The sequence below is a fragment of the Kitasatospora sp. NPDC002522 genome (assembly GCF_053595195.1).
In genome coordinates this window covers 13,765-27,988 of the sequence record NZ_JBSFXE010000042.1, presented here as the reverse complement: position 1 = coordinate 27,988, position 14,224 = coordinate 13,765, and the positions used below count along the sequence as shown (strand labels likewise).

General features: G+C 71.4%; 14 protein-coding genes and 4 pseudogenes. 7 read left to right on the top strand and 11 right to left on the bottom strand.

The window, feature by feature from the left end; all coding sequences use genetic code 11:
* Positions 1-98: 98 nt before the first annotated feature.
* The 7 genes from ACWD4U_RS28400 to ACWD4U_RS28370 form a co-directional block, all read right to left on the bottom strand.
* Positions 99-1,172 (bottom strand): hypothetical protein, encoded by a 1,074-nt coding sequence (locus ACWD4U_RS28400; RefSeq protein ID WP_363458543.1) that lies wholly within the window; start codon positions 1,170-1,172, stop codon positions 99-101.
* Positions 1,169-2,029 (bottom strand): hypothetical protein, encoded by an 861-nt coding sequence (locus ACWD4U_RS28395; protein WP_363458541.1) that lies wholly within the window; start codon positions 2,027-2,029, stop codon positions 1,169-1,171. The genes ACWD4U_RS28400 and ACWD4U_RS28395 overlap by 4 nt, the downstream gene beginning before the upstream one ends.
* A complete protein-coding gene (locus tag ACWD4U_RS28390) occupies positions 2,026-2,955 on the bottom strand; it encodes a hypothetical protein (RefSeq protein ID WP_363458539.1) in 930 nt (309 codons plus the stop codon). Before ACWD4U_RS28390 ends, ACWD4U_RS28395 begins: the two co-directional genes overlap by 4 nt.
* Positions 2,956-2,989: 34 nt before the next feature.
* Positions 2,990-3,961, bottom strand: coding sequence for a hypothetical protein (locus ACWD4U_RS28385; protein WP_363458537.1), 972 nt, complete (start codon positions 3,959-3,961; stop codon positions 2,990-2,992).
* 207 nt (positions 3,962-4,168) lie between these two features.
* On the bottom strand, positions 4,169-5,452 hold the full coding sequence (locus ACWD4U_RS28380) for a hypothetical protein (RefSeq protein WP_363458536.1): 1,284 nt from the start codon (positions 5,450-5,452) through the stop codon (positions 4,169-4,171).
* Positions 5,453-5,570: 118 nt separating this feature from the next.
* Positions 5,571-6,458, bottom strand: a complete 888-nt coding sequence (locus tag ACWD4U_RS28375) for an LLM class flavin-dependent oxidoreductase (RefSeq protein ID WP_363458534.1) — start codon at positions 6,456-6,458, stop codon at positions 5,571-5,573.
* Between the two features lie 10 nt (positions 6,459-6,468).
* The gene (locus tag ACWD4U_RS28370) at positions 6,469-7,086 is read right to left on the bottom strand and encodes a hypothetical protein (RefSeq protein ID WP_363458532.1); all 618 of its coding nucleotides are present in this window, start codon (positions 7,084-7,086) and stop codon (positions 6,469-6,471) included.
* Positions 7,087-7,096: 10 nt separating this feature from the next.
* Here ACWD4U_RS28370 and ACWD4U_RS28365 point away from each other — a divergent pair, with 10 nt between their 5' ends.
* From ACWD4U_RS28365 to ACWD4U_RS28355, 3 genes are all read left to right on the top strand, one after another.
* Entirely contained in the window at positions 7,097-7,612 is a 516-nt protein-coding gene (locus tag ACWD4U_RS28365) for a hypothetical protein (protein WP_363458531.1), read from the top strand.
* Between the two features lie 94 nt (positions 7,613-7,706).
* Positions 7,707-7,988 (top strand): hypothetical protein, encoded by a 282-nt coding sequence (locus ACWD4U_RS28360; protein ID WP_363458529.1) that lies wholly within the window; start codon positions 7,707-7,709, stop codon positions 7,986-7,988.
* A complete protein-coding gene (locus tag ACWD4U_RS28355) occupies positions 7,985-8,377 on the top strand; it encodes a type II toxin-antitoxin system VapC family toxin (RefSeq protein ID WP_363458527.1) in 393 nt (130 codons plus the stop codon). The genes ACWD4U_RS28360 and ACWD4U_RS28355 overlap by 4 nt, the downstream gene beginning before the upstream one ends.
* Positions 8,378-8,418: 41 nt before the next feature.
* Here ACWD4U_RS28355 and ACWD4U_RS28350 read toward each other — a convergent pair.
* Positions 8,419-8,604 (bottom strand): annotated as a pseudogene (locus ACWD4U_RS28350) (LLM class flavin-dependent oxidoreductase); the annotation flags it as partial.
* Between the two features lie 62 nt (positions 8,605-8,666).
* On the opposite strand from ACWD4U_RS28350, the gene ACWD4U_RS28345 reads away from it, so the two are divergent.
* Positions 8,667-8,915 carry a type II toxin-antitoxin system CcdA family antitoxin gene (locus ACWD4U_RS28345; protein WP_363458525.1) on the top strand — a complete coding sequence of 83 codons (249 nt, stop codon included), beginning with the start codon at positions 8,667-8,669 and terminating at the stop codon, positions 8,913-8,915.
* On the top strand, positions 8,912-9,313 hold the full coding sequence (locus ACWD4U_RS28340) for a DNA-binding protein (RefSeq protein WP_363458523.1): 402 nt from the start codon (positions 8,912-8,914) through the stop codon (positions 9,311-9,313). The genes ACWD4U_RS28345 and ACWD4U_RS28340 overlap by 4 nt, the downstream gene beginning before the upstream one ends.
* A 49-nt stretch (positions 9,314-9,362) precedes the next feature.
* On the opposite strand, the pseudogene ACWD4U_RS28335 reads toward ACWD4U_RS28340, so the two are convergent.
* Positions 9,363-9,535 (bottom strand): annotated as a pseudogene (locus tag ACWD4U_RS28335) (LLM class flavin-dependent oxidoreductase); the annotation flags it as partial.
* Positions 9,536-9,561: 26 nt separating this feature from the next.
* Here ACWD4U_RS28335 and ACWD4U_RS28330 point away from each other — a divergent pair.
* Together ACWD4U_RS28330 and ACWD4U_RS28325 are read left to right on the top strand one after the other, a co-directional pair.
* A pseudogene (locus tag ACWD4U_RS28330) lies at positions 9,562-9,759 on the top strand (hypothetical protein); the annotation flags it as partial.
* Between the two features lie 16 nt (positions 9,760-9,775).
* Positions 9,776-9,901 (top strand): annotated as a pseudogene (locus tag ACWD4U_RS28325) (DNA-binding protein); the annotation flags it as partial.
* A gap of 1 nt (position 9,902) precedes the next feature.
* Here the strand turns inward: ACWD4U_RS28325 and ACWD4U_RS28320 are convergent.
* A complete protein-coding gene (locus tag ACWD4U_RS28320) occupies positions 9,903-10,289 on the bottom strand; it encodes a hypothetical protein (RefSeq protein WP_363458522.1) in 387 nt (128 codons plus the stop codon).
* Positions 10,286-14,026, bottom strand: a complete 3,741-nt coding sequence (locus ACWD4U_RS28315) for an RHS repeat-associated core domain-containing protein (RefSeq protein WP_363458520.1) — start codon at positions 14,024-14,026, stop codon at positions 10,286-10,288. Before ACWD4U_RS28315 ends, ACWD4U_RS28320 begins: the two co-directional genes overlap by 4 nt.
* Positions 14,027-14,224: the final 198 nt, after the last annotated feature.

The window sequence follows — 14,224 nt, the reverse complement described above, 5'->3', positions numbered from 1 at the left end:
GACCGTCCGGGCCCGACCCCTAGGGGTTCCGGAGCCGGGCCCGGAAATCGCGACCGGTCTGACGCCCCGTCAGCCGGCGCGCCACGTCGGCCGCACGGTCAGCCGAGCATGGCGCTCTGCAGGGCGATCACCTGCCGGAACGCCTGCGTGGGCACGCCGTGCGGGTTGGTCATCTGCACCACCGCGACGACGTCGCCGACCTGCACCCAGGCCACCCGGCCGGTGGGCGTGCCACCGGACTTGGCGTCCGAGAGCCGGGCGGCGACCTGGGTGCCGGACGCGGTCGGGTACTGGGTGTCCAGGTCGATCCGCGCGGACTCGATGTCCCGGGTCGAGGACAGGCCGGCGGAGCCGCCGAAGAAGTCCACGGCCTCGTACGAGGAACCGAACTTGAGCAGCCGCAGCTCGGTGCGGGTGCCGTCCTTGGCGGTCCAGCCCTGCGCGGCGGCGGCCCGGCAGGCGTCCGTGGTCAGCCGGTTCGCGTTGGCCGGGTCCTTGGCCAGCATGGTCTCCGCGTCGCACGGCACCCAGCGGCCCGCCATGACCGGCTGCGCCGGCTTCGTCGCGGCCGACGCGGTGGCCGCACCGCCTGCCGACGCGGACGTGGCGGTGCTCGGACTGCCACTCGGGGCTGCGGCCGGGGAGCCGGTGGCGCTCGCCGACGGGGCGGCGGACGGGCCGGTACCGACCGCGCCCTTGGGCAGCGGGAGCAGCAGCGCCCGCAGGTCGGCGGCGTGCGTCTTGCCCCGGGTGTCCTGCGGCGCGGGCGCGCCCGACGGCAGGGGCGGCAGCGCCAACTCCGGGAAGACGTACCGCCCGTCGTTCGGTGTGGCCAGGCCGGGCAGCTCGGTGCGCTCCGGCTGGGTCACCGCGACGGCCGTGGCCGCGCCGGTCGCCAGGGTCAGCAGGACGGCCGCGCCGAGCTGCCACAGCCGCTTGCGGCCGGCCTTCGACGCAGCCGGCCGCCCGGCGGGGTCGCCCTCGGGCACGGGCTCGCCGGCCACCGCCTCGACCTCGCCGATCGCGGTTGCCGCGGCTCCCCCGGCGGGGGCGGGGGCGACGTCGGTGGCCGGGGCGGCGTCGGTGGCCGGGGCGGCGTCGGTGGCCGGGGCGGTGTCGGTGGGAGTGGTGTCGGTGGGGGTGGTGTCGGTGGGGGTGGTGTCGCTGCTCATGCGGAGGCTCCCGGTCGGGCCAGTCGGTCCAGCTGCTGACGGAACAGGTCCACGACCTTGTTCTGGTCGAGGGGTGCCAGCCCGGAGACCTCCATGGTCACCAGCAGGTCGCCCTCGGCGGAGAAGCAGTGCACGTAGTCGAGTTGGTCGCCCGGCCGCAGCGGCGGCAGCACGCAGCGCGCGCCCGGGTGGCCCGGGACGTCCGGGCCGTGCCGGAACACGCCGGTGTCGTCGACCATCGCGCCGTACAGCTGGCTGGTCTGCGACACCGCCTGCTGGTTGAACTGGTCCAGGTAGAGCTCGACCAGCATGCTGTTGTCGCCGGGCACCAGGGTGCGCACCCCGGAGCCGAGGAAGTGCAGGTCCTCCCAGGCCTTCTTCACCTGGTCGCGGTACTTCTCCGGTACGTCGGCGAGGTTCTTCTCCAGGCGCTTGGCCAGCTGCTCCTGGCCGAGTTCGCTGTCGTGGCCGAGCGCGCCGGCGTCCGGGCCGAGGCGGTACGCGCCCGGCACGGGCAGCAGCAGGTCGCGCAGGCTGCCGAAGTGGTTGCCGTTGGACTTGGCACCCCAGGCGGCCGACGGGCTCGCCGAAGGCTGCGGCGCGGTCGGCGCCGCCGCGACGACCGCCTTGTCGTCCTTCGCGTAGTGCACCTGGATGATCGCCTCGCCGATGCCGACGCCGACCAGCGCCGCGGCGACCACCGCGGCGGCGGCCTTCAGCACCGTGCGCTTCGGCTTGGGCGTCACAATGTCCTTGTTCTTCAGGGACGTTGACGACTCGACGGGAAGTTCGGCCGACGCGCCGGTCGGTTCGACGGCCGGTTCGACGGCCGGGGTGGGGGATTCGATGTCGGTCACGCGAGTCGCTCCCACTGGCGCTTGGCGAGGTCTTCGAGCTGGGCCCGGTCGACCGGGTTCTTGGCGTACACCTCGACGTTCATCACCACGGTGCCCTTACGCGCCAGGACCTGGCCGTAGTAGTACTTCTCGGTGCTGTCCGCGTAGTGCAGCGGGTCGTCCAGGACGGCCACGACGCTGTCCGGGTTGCCGGCGAGCTTGCCGACCTTGGTGTTGCCCGCGCGGTAGTCGTTGGCCGCGGTGATCGCGTTGTCCGCCGAATCCGGGGCGTACTGGACCAGCCGGATCCGGTACTCGACGTCACCGGCCTTCCAGGCGACCACCGCGGAACGGCGGAAGCCGTTCGCCAGCAGCTGCTTGAAGATCCGCTGCGACTCGCCGTACGACTCGGCGGTGTCGGCGGTCGTCATCCAGCCGCCGTCGCCGGCGTTCTCCTTCCACTCCTCGGTGCCGTCCGGGCGCTTGAGCAGCAGTTCGCGCAGGTCGCCGTCGATGTTCAGCGGCTGCGGGGCCGCGGCGGCCACCACCGCCGGGTCGACCCGGTCGGCCGGGTAGGACAGCTTCGGCGCGGCGATCCGCGGCAGCGGGGTGGCGGGGCGGGCGGCCTGGATCGCGTACCCGACCGTGCCGCCGAGCACCGGCCCGGCCAGCACGGCCACCAGGAACAGCGTCCCGGTGCCGAGCTTGCGCCGCTTGCGGGCCGGTTCGGCGCCCGCCTCGATCAGTTCGGGCTGCGGGAACAGCACGACCGGCGGGGCGAACGGGTTCGGCTCCGCAGGCGCGGCGGCGGCGGGCAGGGCGGTGGACGGCGGCGCGAACGGGTTCGGCTCCGCGGACGGGGCAGTGGCGGGCGGGATCGTGGTGGGCGGCTCGGGTTGTGCGGCGGCCGCCCCGGGCACGGCGGGGCCCGTGGGTTCGGTGCTCAACTGGTGCTCCTGGAAGAGAAGTTCGGGACGGCCGTCAGCCGTTGGCGAGCCGGTCGCGCTGACGCTTCACCACGTCGGCGAGCAGCGCCTTGTCGGGGTCGCCCTTGACCTGGACGGAGATCTCGTAGACCACGTCGCCGACCGCGCCGACACCGATCAACTCGCCGGTGTAGGCCTGCTGTTCGGGCTTGAAGATCCAGCCCTTGGCGCCGCCCCCGCCGTCGACGGTGAACGAGTCGCCCTTGTAGCTGGTGCCTTGCGCGTAGCCGTCGGCACGGTCGGTGCGGCCGAAGTGCTTCAGCTCCACCCGGACCTGCAGCTTGCCGTCCCGGGTGCGGTAGGTGCGGGTCGCCGCCTCCTTGAAGCCCCAGGAGTCCAGCATGCCCTGGACGTCGGTGCCGTCGGAGTAGCCCGCGGCGATCTCGTCCATCGTCATCATCGAGCCGTCCGGCGAGCCGTACGGGTCGGCCTGGTCCGGCACCGGCAGCAGGAAGTAGCGCAGGTCGCCGCTGTGCTTGCCGCCGGAGACGCTGCCCTGCAAGGTGCTGGCCGGACGGGGTGCCACGCTCGGGGTCGGCGTGGGCGTGGGCGTCGGGGTGGGCGTCGCGCTGGCACTCGCACTTGCGCTCGCGCTCGCCGCGGGGGCGGCCGGGGCGGCGGCCACCCGCGGCGCCGGGTCGGGCTTGCCGACCGCGACGGTGACCGCGGCGCTGGTCGCGGTCACCGCGAGCAGCCCGGTCACGGTGAGGGCGATACCCAGCGCCCGGGGCAGCCGACGGACCGTCGGCGCCCCGAGCGCGACGGGCTGCGCCTCGACTGCGGGGTGCGCCTCGACTACGGGGTGCGGCTCGGTCGCGCCGGGCTGCGCGTCGGAATCGGTCAGCTGGTCGGTCGACTGGTCGGTCGACGGGTCGGTCGGCTGGTCGGCCGACCGCTGGTCAGACGGACGGTCAGACGGGCGGTCAGACGGGTGGTCAGACGGGTGGTCGGCGGACGGATCGGGCACGGACAAGGGTCTCCCCCCAAAGTTCACAGGAAAGTACCCGCGGGCGGGCGGACCGTCCCCCCGGTCGGCCCGTGCGTCATCGTCACCACGCGGTGCACGAATTATGAAAGCCCTGTGTCTCCGTCAACAACACGGTTCTGCGGCACAAAAACCCGTATTCGGCGACCAATCAGACACGTCGTGACCGAACCGCAACGCCACGACCCGTCAGGTCGGCTGGCCGGGCGTGCCGGGGGCGCCGCCGGGCGGGGTCGGCTGCCCGGGGTCGGTGAGGCGGATGCCGGCGGCCTCGGCGAGTGCGAGGTCGAGTCGCTCGTTGCGGATCCGGCGGTCCATGTACAGCAGGCCGTTGGCCAGCGGGGTCAGCGGCAGGGTCGCCATCACGCCGAGCAGGCCGAGGACCGCGCCGATCACCACGAGCACCGCCAGCGCGCCGCTGCCGGGCAGGTCCGGCGTGGGCACCGAGGCCGGGTCGGTGGAGAACTCGCGAGTGGGCGTCATGACGTTCACGGCGATGGAGAACGGCGAGGTCAGGAAGCCCACGGCGGCGCGGCCGACCGCGGCTACCGCCAGCGGGATCAGCAGGCTGCGCCACCAGTTGCCCAGGTTCAGCCGCCAGGCCCGCCGGATCGAGCCGGTGACCGTGGACTCCTCCAGCACCAGGACGGCGACCTGCGGCACCAGTCGCACCGCGACGTAGACCACGACCCCGAGCAGCGCCATGTCCACCGGCACCAGCACCAGGAACAGCTGCGGGACGTCGGCCGCCGCCGCGATCGCGGTGCCCGCCACCGCCACCGCCACCCAGGCCAGCAGCATCGAGCCGTACAGCAGCGCCTGCGAGCCCAGCACCCGCCACAGCCAGGGCCGGGCCTCCTTCCAGGCCTGACCCGCCGTCATCGGGCGTCCGATCGCCGCCGACCGCAGCACCACCGTCGAGACCGTCGAGGTGACCACGTACATCACCGCGATCACCAGCACCCAGACCAGCGCCAGCCCGCCGAGCGACCAGAGCAGCCGCACCACCGCGTCCTGGCTGCCCTCCCAGTTGTCGTCGTCGGCGGCGTGCCGGAAGACGTCCGAGAGCGGTGAGACCGCGGCCACCGACAGCGCGATCACCGGGACCGCCGCGATTCCCGCCACCACCAGCAGCGGCAGGTAGATCGCCTTCGCGTAGCGGCGCAGGGTGTCGAAGACCGCCCCGAAGATGTCGCCGAAGGCCAGCGGGCGCAGCGGGACGGTGCCGGGCTTCGGCGCGATCGGCACGAACGCCCAGGCCCCGCCGCCGCCCTGGCCCCAGCCCTGGTGCCCGTATTGGCCGTACTGGCCCTGCGGCGGCGGCTGCTGGCCCCACTGCTGCCCGCCCCAGGGCTGCTGGCCCTGCTGATGACCCGGCGCTCCGGCCTGCTGACCGTTCTGCCGGCCGTGCTGCTGTCCGCTCTGCTGACCGCCGTCCTGCGGTTGCTCCGGACTGCCGCTGTCCGCGCTCATCCCCGTACCCCCTCCAGAGGCCCGCCGATCCCGTTGATCGCGTGCGACGCAGAGCCTAGGACTCGCGTCGCACCAGGTCACCGGCGGCCCCCGGGTGGGTGCGGAACCGGATGGGGCGTCAGCCGAGTTGGGCCAGGCCCTCGGTGGCGATCCGCTCGAACACGGCGAGGTCGTTGGCGAAGATCGAGTCCGGCACCGGCCAGTGCACCACCAGCTCGGTGATGCCCAACTCCCGGTAGGTGCCCGCCCATTCGACGAAGGCGTCGAGTGACTGCAGCGGCTTCTCCACGGTCGAGCCCTGCAGCAGCACCTTCTCCAGCGTCGCCACGTCCCGCCCGGCGGACTCGCAGGCGGCCGTCAGCTTCGCGAGCTGCTGCGCGATCACCGCGGGCGCCTGCTCCACCGGCACGTCCGCCGGGCCCTTGGGGTCGCCGTACGTCACCCAGCCCTGCCCGTACTCCGCGGCCAGCTTCAGCCCGCGCGGTCCGGTCGCCGCCACGTAGAACGGCACCCGCGGCGTCTGCACGCAGCCCGGGATGTTCCGCGCCTCGACGGCGGAGTAGTACTGCCCCTCCCGGGTGGTCGCGTCCTGCCGCAACAGCTCGTCCAGCAGCGGCACGAACTCGCCGAACCGCGCCGCCCGTTCCTTCGGCGACCACGCCTCCTGGCCCATCGCCGTCGCGTCGTACCCCGTTCCGCCGGCCCCGATCCCCAGCGTCAGCCGCCCGCCGGACACGTCGTCCAGCGTGATCAACTCCTTGGCGAGAGTCACCGGGTGACGGAAGTTCGGCGAGGTCACCAGCGTCCCGAGCCTGATCCGCTCGGTCACCGTCGCCGCCGCCGTGAGGGTCGGCACCGACCCGAACCACGGCTCCTCGCGGAAGCTCCGCCAGCTCAGGTGGTCGTACGTGTAAGCCGCATGGAAGCCGAGTTCCTCGGCCCGCCGCCACACCTTCTGCCCCTCGCTCCACCGGTGGATGGGGAGGATCACCGTACTCAGTCGCATGGCCCCGACCCTACGCGCGAGCTGCTGCGGGTGAGGTTTCGGCAAGGCCGAGGAACGGTATCCGTACGCCCGCTAGCGTGGCGCCGTGGACACGGATGCACGCTTGCGCGCTGATCTCGTCGAACGCAGTGCCGAGCTGAAGGGCGCATTGGTTGCTTTCGGGCAGAGCGCGCGCTTCGACCGGTGGCTGACACCGCTGCTGCTGGAGGCCGCCGGCCCGGAACGGGAGTTGGACGAGACCGAGGCGATCCGGATCATCGACCACTGCATCCTGCGGTACCGCCTGCCGGACGGTTCGACCGTGGTGGACTGGTTCGTCGCAGGACGGCGGGACCTGACCGAGGTCGAGCGGGAGCTGCTGCTCGGCTGGCGTGACCCGGTGGAAGGGATCTTCGAGATCCGGCGGAAGGACGACGGTGCGGTCGTCCTGCTGAACCTGGTCGACGACCTGGAGTACCGCACGTACTCGAATGTCGGGCGAGCCGCCTTTCGCGGAGTCTTCGAAGGAGGGTTCCTCCTCACCTGCCTGGTTCCTCTCCTCCCGGCCGAGGGAGCCTGGCTGGTTTCCGGGGCCATGGAGTACTACCCGAAGGCCAGTGCCAACGAGATTGCCCAGGCCGCGCTCCAACTGGCAGCCAGTGAGCCCCGCCGCATCCGAGGATCTGCTCAACGCCTACTACCGGCACCGGCAGGAGGCCACCCTCGCCGCGCACTCCGCCCCTGCACGGGGCAGGCGGCTGCCCGGGCTGGACTTCCCTGCCTTCGAGCTGCCACCCGACCTCGCGGACGCGGACACCGTCGGCGTCATCTACGACGAGATTGACGGGCTGAACTTCTACGCGGACTACGGGATGCTGCGGGACCTGTTCGCCGACCCGGACCTGACGGGCCGCAGGAAGCACCAGGACCTGCTGCGCACCTACCTACGCGAGGACTCGATCACGCCACTGCCGATCCGCCGCCTTGCCGCCGCCCACCCGGACACGGTCGACACTGTCTTCCGAAGGCTGCTGCGCAAGCCCGGATTCGCCTGGGCCGAGCACGGCGAGGAACTGCTGCGCCGACGCAAGCCCTGGTACTACGCACAAGAACCCCGCCCCGGCGTCTCCGTGATCGGCGAGCGCCTCGCCGAACTCCTCGCCGGTCGGCGGTAGTACCGGGCGGCGCGCTGCCGTCGGGTGCACCCGAAACTCCGGAATCCGGAGCGCCGGCGCACAGGATTCACAAGTGATGTACTACACTTTTCCCATGGATACCCCTCGCGCCGGCAAGACCCGGGTCACCAGCGTCTCCTTGCGCGCCGAGACGCTGGAGGCGATCCGCGCGCGCGCCGGGAAGCAGGGCGTCTCCTCGTACATCGAGGAGGCCGTGCAGCGCCAGCTCCAGCGCGAAGCCATCGACGAGTACGTCGCCACCGCCGAAGCGGAGCACGGCCCTGTTGATCCGACCGAGGTGGCGGCCAGGGCCGAACGCATCCGAGCCCACCATGCCGCCCATCGCGACAACTCGGCTCCGGCGGACGCCGCGTGAGCGGCACGCTCGTTCTCGACAGCGAAGCACTCTCCAAGCTCTCCCGCCGCCACCGTGACATGACGGTCTGGCTGGACGTCGCCCGCACCCTCGACCTCCTGGTCGTCACCAGTGCAGCGACCCTGGTCGAGGCCCGCGATCCGAAAGTGCCGCAAGCCGCGTTCGACCACGCTGTCTCGCTGGCCAAGGTGCGTCCCGTCACGGAGGAGATCGCACGCGCCGCGAGCAAGCTCCTCGCGACCGAAGGGTTGCACGGCCACAAGTACGCCGTCGACGCGATGCTCGCAGCCACGGCCCACCTCGAACGCGGCGACGTCACCGTGGTCACGAGCGACACCGACGATCTCCGCCGACTCTGCCACCCGCGGGTGGCAGTCGAGCCGATCTGAGCACCCCTCCCGACGACCTGCCGCGTCTTTCCAGCTCAGGCTGTGATGGGTGAACGAGGCTTGACCGAGGTCACCAGCGTCCCCAGCCTCATCCGCTCGGTCACCGTTGCCGCCGCCGTGCGGGTCGGCACCGACCCGAACCACGGCTCCTCGCGGAAGCTCCGCCAGCTCAGGTGGTCGTACGTGTAAGCCGCATGGAAGCCGAGGATCACCGTACTCAGTCGCATGGCTCGACACTATGCCGCCGAAAGCCCGGCCGGAGTATGCATACCGGCAGTATGCTTGCTTCATGGCGGCTACCACGCGCATCACGGTCACCCTGCCCACGGAGCAGGTGGCCGAGCTGAAGAAACTCACGGACAACATCTCCGGATACGTCGCGGAAGCGGTGGCCCGGCAGATCAGGCATCAACTGGTCGCAGAAGAACTCCGTCAGTACGAGGAACAACACGGCGCGTTCACGGACGAGGAACTCGCCGCCGCGCACGCGAGGATCTTCGGTTCGTCCGAGCCGGGCAGCGGAGCGGCTGCCGCGTGAGTGTGCGGATCGAGACCGCCGTGCTGGACTCCCAGGGAATGTCCGCCTGGATCTCGCAGGACCGGGACGTGCTCGCGATGATCAAGGCTTTCCACTCGATGGGGGCCGGCCTGGTCATCGGCGCCAACACCATCGTGGAGATCTCGCACGCCAGGGCGAACACCGCCCGCCTGAACTGGGTGCTTTCACAGGTCAGGATCGAGCCCGTGACCGAGCACGCGGCCAGAGCCTCCGCGGCGCTTCTCAAGCAGGGCGGTCTGCACGGTCACAAGTACGCCATCGACGCCACCGTCGCCGAGATGGCGCTCCGCCAGCCAGGCCCGGTGGCCATGTTGACCTCGGACGTCGACGACATGGCCAAGCTCTGCGGTGACCGGGTCCGGCTCATCGCGATCTGAGCCGACAGCGGGTCAGGGCGTTCATGACCCGCGTTCCCGCAGGTCAGTGCGTGATGGGTGAACGAGGCTTGGCCGAGGTCACCAGCGTCCCCAGCCGCATCCGCTCGGTCACCGTCGCCGCCGCGGTGAGGGCGGCACCGACCCGAACCACGGCTCTTCGCGGAAGCTCCGCCAGCTCAGGTGGTCGTACGTGTAAGCCGTATGGAAGCCGAGTTCCTCGGCTCACCGCCACTCTCCCGACAGCCCAGGTGGACGAACTCAGGAATCTCACCGACAACGTCTCCGGGTATGTCGCGGAGGCAGTAGCCCGCCAGATTCGGCACCAGCTGCTCGCGGACGATCTTCGCCGTTGTCGGGATGAGCAGGGCGCGTTCACCGACGAAGAGATGTCCGAGGCGCACGCCAGGATCTTCGGTTCCGCCGGGTCGGCGGGTTCGGCGAGCGCCACGGGACCGAACGCTTCTGCTGAAGCAGGCCGGCCTGCACGGGCACAAGGACGCGACCGACGTGACCGTGGCGGAGATGGCGCTGCGGCAGCCGGGGCCAGTGGGCGTGCTCACCTCGGACGTCGACGACATGGCCCGACTCTTCAGAGCTGGTACGGATAGAGCTCCAGCGTGCGGGCGCGGAGCGCGATGGTCTCGCCGATGGCCGGCCAGGACACCGGGGCGGCGAGCTCGACCAGGAGGATGTCCGTTCCGACGCGGAGGCTGAGGACGGGGTCGTCGTCCTCGCCGACCGCGACCACCACGCCGGTGACGGCCAGGTCCTGGGGGCCCACGCCGCTGAGGGATCCCGGTCCGGGTGCGTGCGGAGCCCAGCGGTCGACCGCCTCGGGGATCTCCAGCTCGACGTCGTACGAGCCGATCCGGGCGGCATCCTCGCCCCTCCACCGTCCGACCGCCTCGCCGACCGCGCAGGAGAAGGCGACGGTGCCCTGCGCCGGGTCGACGACCTCGGTGACCTGCACTCTCATTTCAGCGGAACCCTGACCATGGTGTTGCCGATCACCCACGTGTTCGAGGGTGCGTGCCAGTCCCACGTCTCCATGTGGAAGTGGAACTTCGTCGGTTTGCTGTTCATCTCGTGAGGCCCCAGTCGGATGCTCCGCCGGCCGTCGGCCGACACGATGCGGTGCGGGTCCGGGAGGCCGGTTCGCGGGTGAATATTAGTGTGCGGTCCGGGGCCGAGGAACTTGTCCCACGCCGCTTCGACCTCGGACGGCTTGAGCGGCTTGGGAGCCGTCACCTCCGGTAGTTCGATCTTCGTCTCGGGCGGTGCCGGATTGTGGTTGTGGGGAGAGAGTCCGAGCGGATCGGCCCAGGTCAGCGGGTTGTGGACGTAGCTGTCGGGGTTGGGCGCGGGGCCGAGTCCGAGCGGGTCGGGACTGGTGTACCGGCCGGTCTCGGGATCGTAGTAGCGGTGGACGTTGTAGTGGAGCCGGGTCTCCGGGTCGAAGTACTGCCCGGGGAAGCGCAGCGGGGTGTAGGTCGTGCTCGCCGCCGACCAGCTCGTGCAGCCCCACAGCGTCGTGGTGGCGCGCCAGGCGATGGTGTGGTCCGCCGTGTCGATCAGCTCGGCCGGAGCCCCGACCAGGTCGGTGACGATCGCGAAGAAGCGGCGGTCGACGTGTTCCTGCGAGGCGTCGGCGGTCGTGATGGTCTCGGTCTGGCAGATCGGGTGGAGACCGCTGTGTTCCCAGCTCAGGGTGTGCGGCCCGGGGAGATACGGAGCGACCGTGGTCTGCTCGACCAGGGTGTGGTCGTCCCAGGTGAAGTCGGTCCGCTCCACGACCGTGCTTCCGTCGTCGTCGAGGCGCTGCTTCGCGATCCGGCGGCCGAGCGGGTCGTACAGGTAGCGCCACACGGTTCCGTCGGGCGTGGTGACGCGGGTGAGCCGATCGTCGGCGTCCCAGGTGTAACGCCAGGTGTCGGGCTTCCTGGACAGCCGGGTGACCTGGCGCAGGGTCGTGCGGCCGACGGCGTCGTACTCGTAGCGGACCCGGCCGGCATCGGTGAGCCGGGTGTCGCGGTACACGCGCGTGCCCAGCGGGGCCGCGCCGGCCCCGGTGGCGGGCCACTCGGCGCTGGTGATGTTCCCGGCCCGGTCGTAGGCGTAGGACTCGGTCCACTCACGGGCCTGCACACCGGTGACCCGACCCGCCTGGTCCAGTGCGAAGGTCCTGGTGCCGGAGATCGCGTCCTCGACGGCCTGCAGGCTGCCGTCCGGGTAGTAGGCGTAGCTGCGCTGTTGGAGACGGGTGCCTCCCGTTTCGACCGTCTGCCCGGTGCGCCGGTGCCGACGGTCCCAGGTGGTGGAGATGAGCAGTCGTCCGCCGATGCTTCGCGCGACCTCGTGCCCCACCGTGTCGTAGCCGAACCCGATCTCGCCGTCGGGGGTCGCGAGCGCCGAGGGCCGGCCGGCAGCGTCGTAGGTCCGGGTGCTGGCATGGCCGGCCGGGGTGCGTCGGGTCAGTGAGCGGCCGAGGACGTCCCGGGTGTGGGTGACGGTCCGTCCGTTGACAGTCTCCGAGAGCAGGTTGCCCACGGCGTCGACCGTCCGGGTCAGCACGGCGTCGGGGTTGTCGGCGGCGATCAGGTTTCCGGCCGGATCGTAGCCGAACGTCGTCGTGCGACCTGCCGAGTCGACCCGCACGGCCCGGCCGAGCAGGTCGTAGGTGTGATGCGTCCGTGCGCCGTCCGGGCCGGTCCGGGTGAGGAGCTGGCCGGCGGCGTCCAGCTCGTAGGTGGTGGTGCGCCCGCCGAAGTCGGTCTCGGCGACGAGGCGCCCGGCGGCGTCGTAGGCGTAGGTCCACTGCCGGCCCAGCGCGTCGCCGACGGCGATCAGGCGCATGTCGGCGTCGTAGTGGAAGGTGTGGCGGGCACCGTCCGCGGTGGTCCGGGCGGTGAGGACGTCGAAGTGCGTGTGCTCGAGGACCGTGGTTCGGCCGAGCCGGTCCGTGTGCGTGAGCAGGTTGCCCTCGCCGTCGTAGGTCCAGCTCTCGGCGGCCCCGTCCGCCGTGGTCCGGGTGAGCGGACGGCCTTCGGAAGTCCAGGTCAGCCGGGCGACCGCGCCGAGGGGGTCGGTGATGGCGACGGTGAGTCCGAAGGCGTCGCGCTCGTAGCGGGAGACGCCGCCCAGCGGGTCGGTGACCTCGACGGGTAGGCCGGCCGGGTTGCAGCTGATCAGCGTGGTGTGGCCGAGGGCGTCGGTGATGGTGGCGAGGTGGCCGTCGGCGTCGTAGCCGTACCGGGTGGTGGCGCCGAGGGGGTCGGTGTCGGTCGTGCGCAGCCCGGACCCGTCGTAGGTGTGGTGCCAGGTGGCGCCGCCCGGCTGCGTGACGGTCGTGGGGAGGCTGAGTCCGTCGAGGTACGTGGCGGTGCTGTGGTGGCCGTCGGGGCGGGTGATCCGGATCAGGTCGCCGGCACCGTCGTACTCGTAGCGGGTGGTGCGGCCGAGGGGGTCCGTCTCGGCGAGGAGGCGGTCGTACTCGTCGCGTTCGGTGCGGGTGGTGTGGCCGAGCGGGTCGGTGATCGCGGTGATCTGGGCGTGTTCGTTGACCAGGTAGGTGGTGGTGTGGCCGAGGGCGTTGGTCTCGGTGTGGGTGGCGAGACCGGTCGTCGGGTCGGGTTCGGAGTAGGTGAAGCGGAATCGGAGGTTGCCCTCGGCGCCGCCTTCGTCGGTGACCCGGTCGTGTGCGTCGTAGGCGTACAGGTACTGGGAGTTGTTGCGGTCGGTCCACGACAGGATGCGGCCGTCGGCGTCGTTGGCGAAGCGCATCGCCTTGCCGCTGGAGTTGTAGACGGCGGTGAGGTGCCCGTCGGTGTAGCTGTAGCGCATCAGGAGGGCGTCGCCGCCGCTGTCGCTCGCTCCGGCGAGGCGCAGGGCGGTGATGCGGTCGGCGTCGACGGTGACGAGGAGGCGGTAGCCGCCGGAGTGGGTGATGGAGAGCGGGACGCCGTCCTCGTCGTAGGCGAGGGTGTAGTGGCGGCCGTGCCGGTCGCGGACCTCGGTGAGCAGGGCCTCCGTGCCGTCGGGGGTGGGCGTGAAGGTCTTCACCAGGCCGGTGGCGGGGTCGGTGACGGTGAACAGGCCGTCTTGCAAGGCGAGTTCGTGGCGGGATCCGGCCGAGGCGTATACCGGGTCGTCGCCGGGCTCGGGGAGCGGGTAGGCCTGGGTGATCCGGTCGGCGCGGACGTGGACCACTCCGTCCTCGTCGAGTTCGAGGCGCTCGTCGAAGGGGCAGAGCCACTTCGGGCCCATCCAACGACCCGTCAGCAGCCCCGACTCGAAGCTGCGGGTGAACAGCAGCGGCAGCGAACCCGGCAGCGAAGCGTCCGCCTGGTCGATGAACATCCGCCCGGTCGCCATGTCGACCGGCTCACCACCCGGGCAGCGCGAGTCGTGCCGACGGCCTTCGGTCCGCGGCGACTTCACCTGCTCGCGGCCGCGGCCCTTCGGATGCGAGCCGCCCCGGCGGCCGAAACCGCCGCCGGAGCGGGGGTGGTTCAGGCCCTTGCCCTCGCCCTTGAAGATCTTCTCGAGGTCCTTGGCGTGCTTCTCCTCGATGTCCCGGACGTTCTTGGCGACCTTCTTCATGTTGTCGCCCGCATGCCGGTAGAAGTTCTTCAACGCCTTCCCGGCGTCCTCCGCCAGCGTCTTGCCGAGCTTCTGCGCGCCGTCCTCCAGCGCCTTGACGATCTGATTGCCCATCAGAACCAATCCCCCGAATTCGCACTCGCAGACGACCGTAGTCGACGGCGCAACGGAAGAGTGCGGGTTTCAGAGTGCAGGCCGCGTCGCCGTCGAGCCGGTCTGAACGCCTGCGCCTGCGCCAGAGCTCTTGTCGCGGCGGCACCGACCGGGTTGTGGCGACGGCCGGGTGCCGTCTCCTGGTGGGGAGGGGCACCC

Bases quoted from the DNA above. Each gene is read 5' to 3' on its own strand.
- ACWD4U_RS28400 (WP_363458543.1), bottom strand. From the start codon at position 1,172: ATGAGCAGCGACACCACCCCCACCGACACCACCCCCACCGACACCACT.
- ACWD4U_RS28380 (WP_363458536.1), bottom strand. From the start codon at position 5,452: ATGAGCGCGGACAGCGGCAGTCCGGAGCAACCGCAGGACGGCGGTCAG.
- ACWD4U_RS28375 (WP_363458534.1), bottom strand. From the start codon at position 6,458: ATGCGACTGAGTACGGTGATCCTCCCCATCCACCGGTGGAGCGAGGGG.
- ACWD4U_RS28360 (WP_363458529.1), top strand. From the start codon at position 7,707: ATGGATACCCCTCGCGCCGGCAAGACCCGGGTCACCAGCGTCTCCTTG.
- ACWD4U_RS28345 (WP_363458525.1), top strand. From the start codon at position 8,667: ATGGCGGCTACCACGCGCATCACGGTCACCCTGCCCACGGAGCAGGTG.
- ACWD4U_RS28320 (WP_363458522.1), bottom strand. From the start codon at position 10,289: ATGAGAGTGCAGGTCACCGAGGTCGTCGACCCGGCGCAGGGCACCGTC.
- ACWD4U_RS28315 (WP_363458520.1), bottom strand. From the start codon at position 14,026: ATGGGCAATCAGATCGTCAAGGCGCTGGAGGACGGCGCGCAGAAGCTC.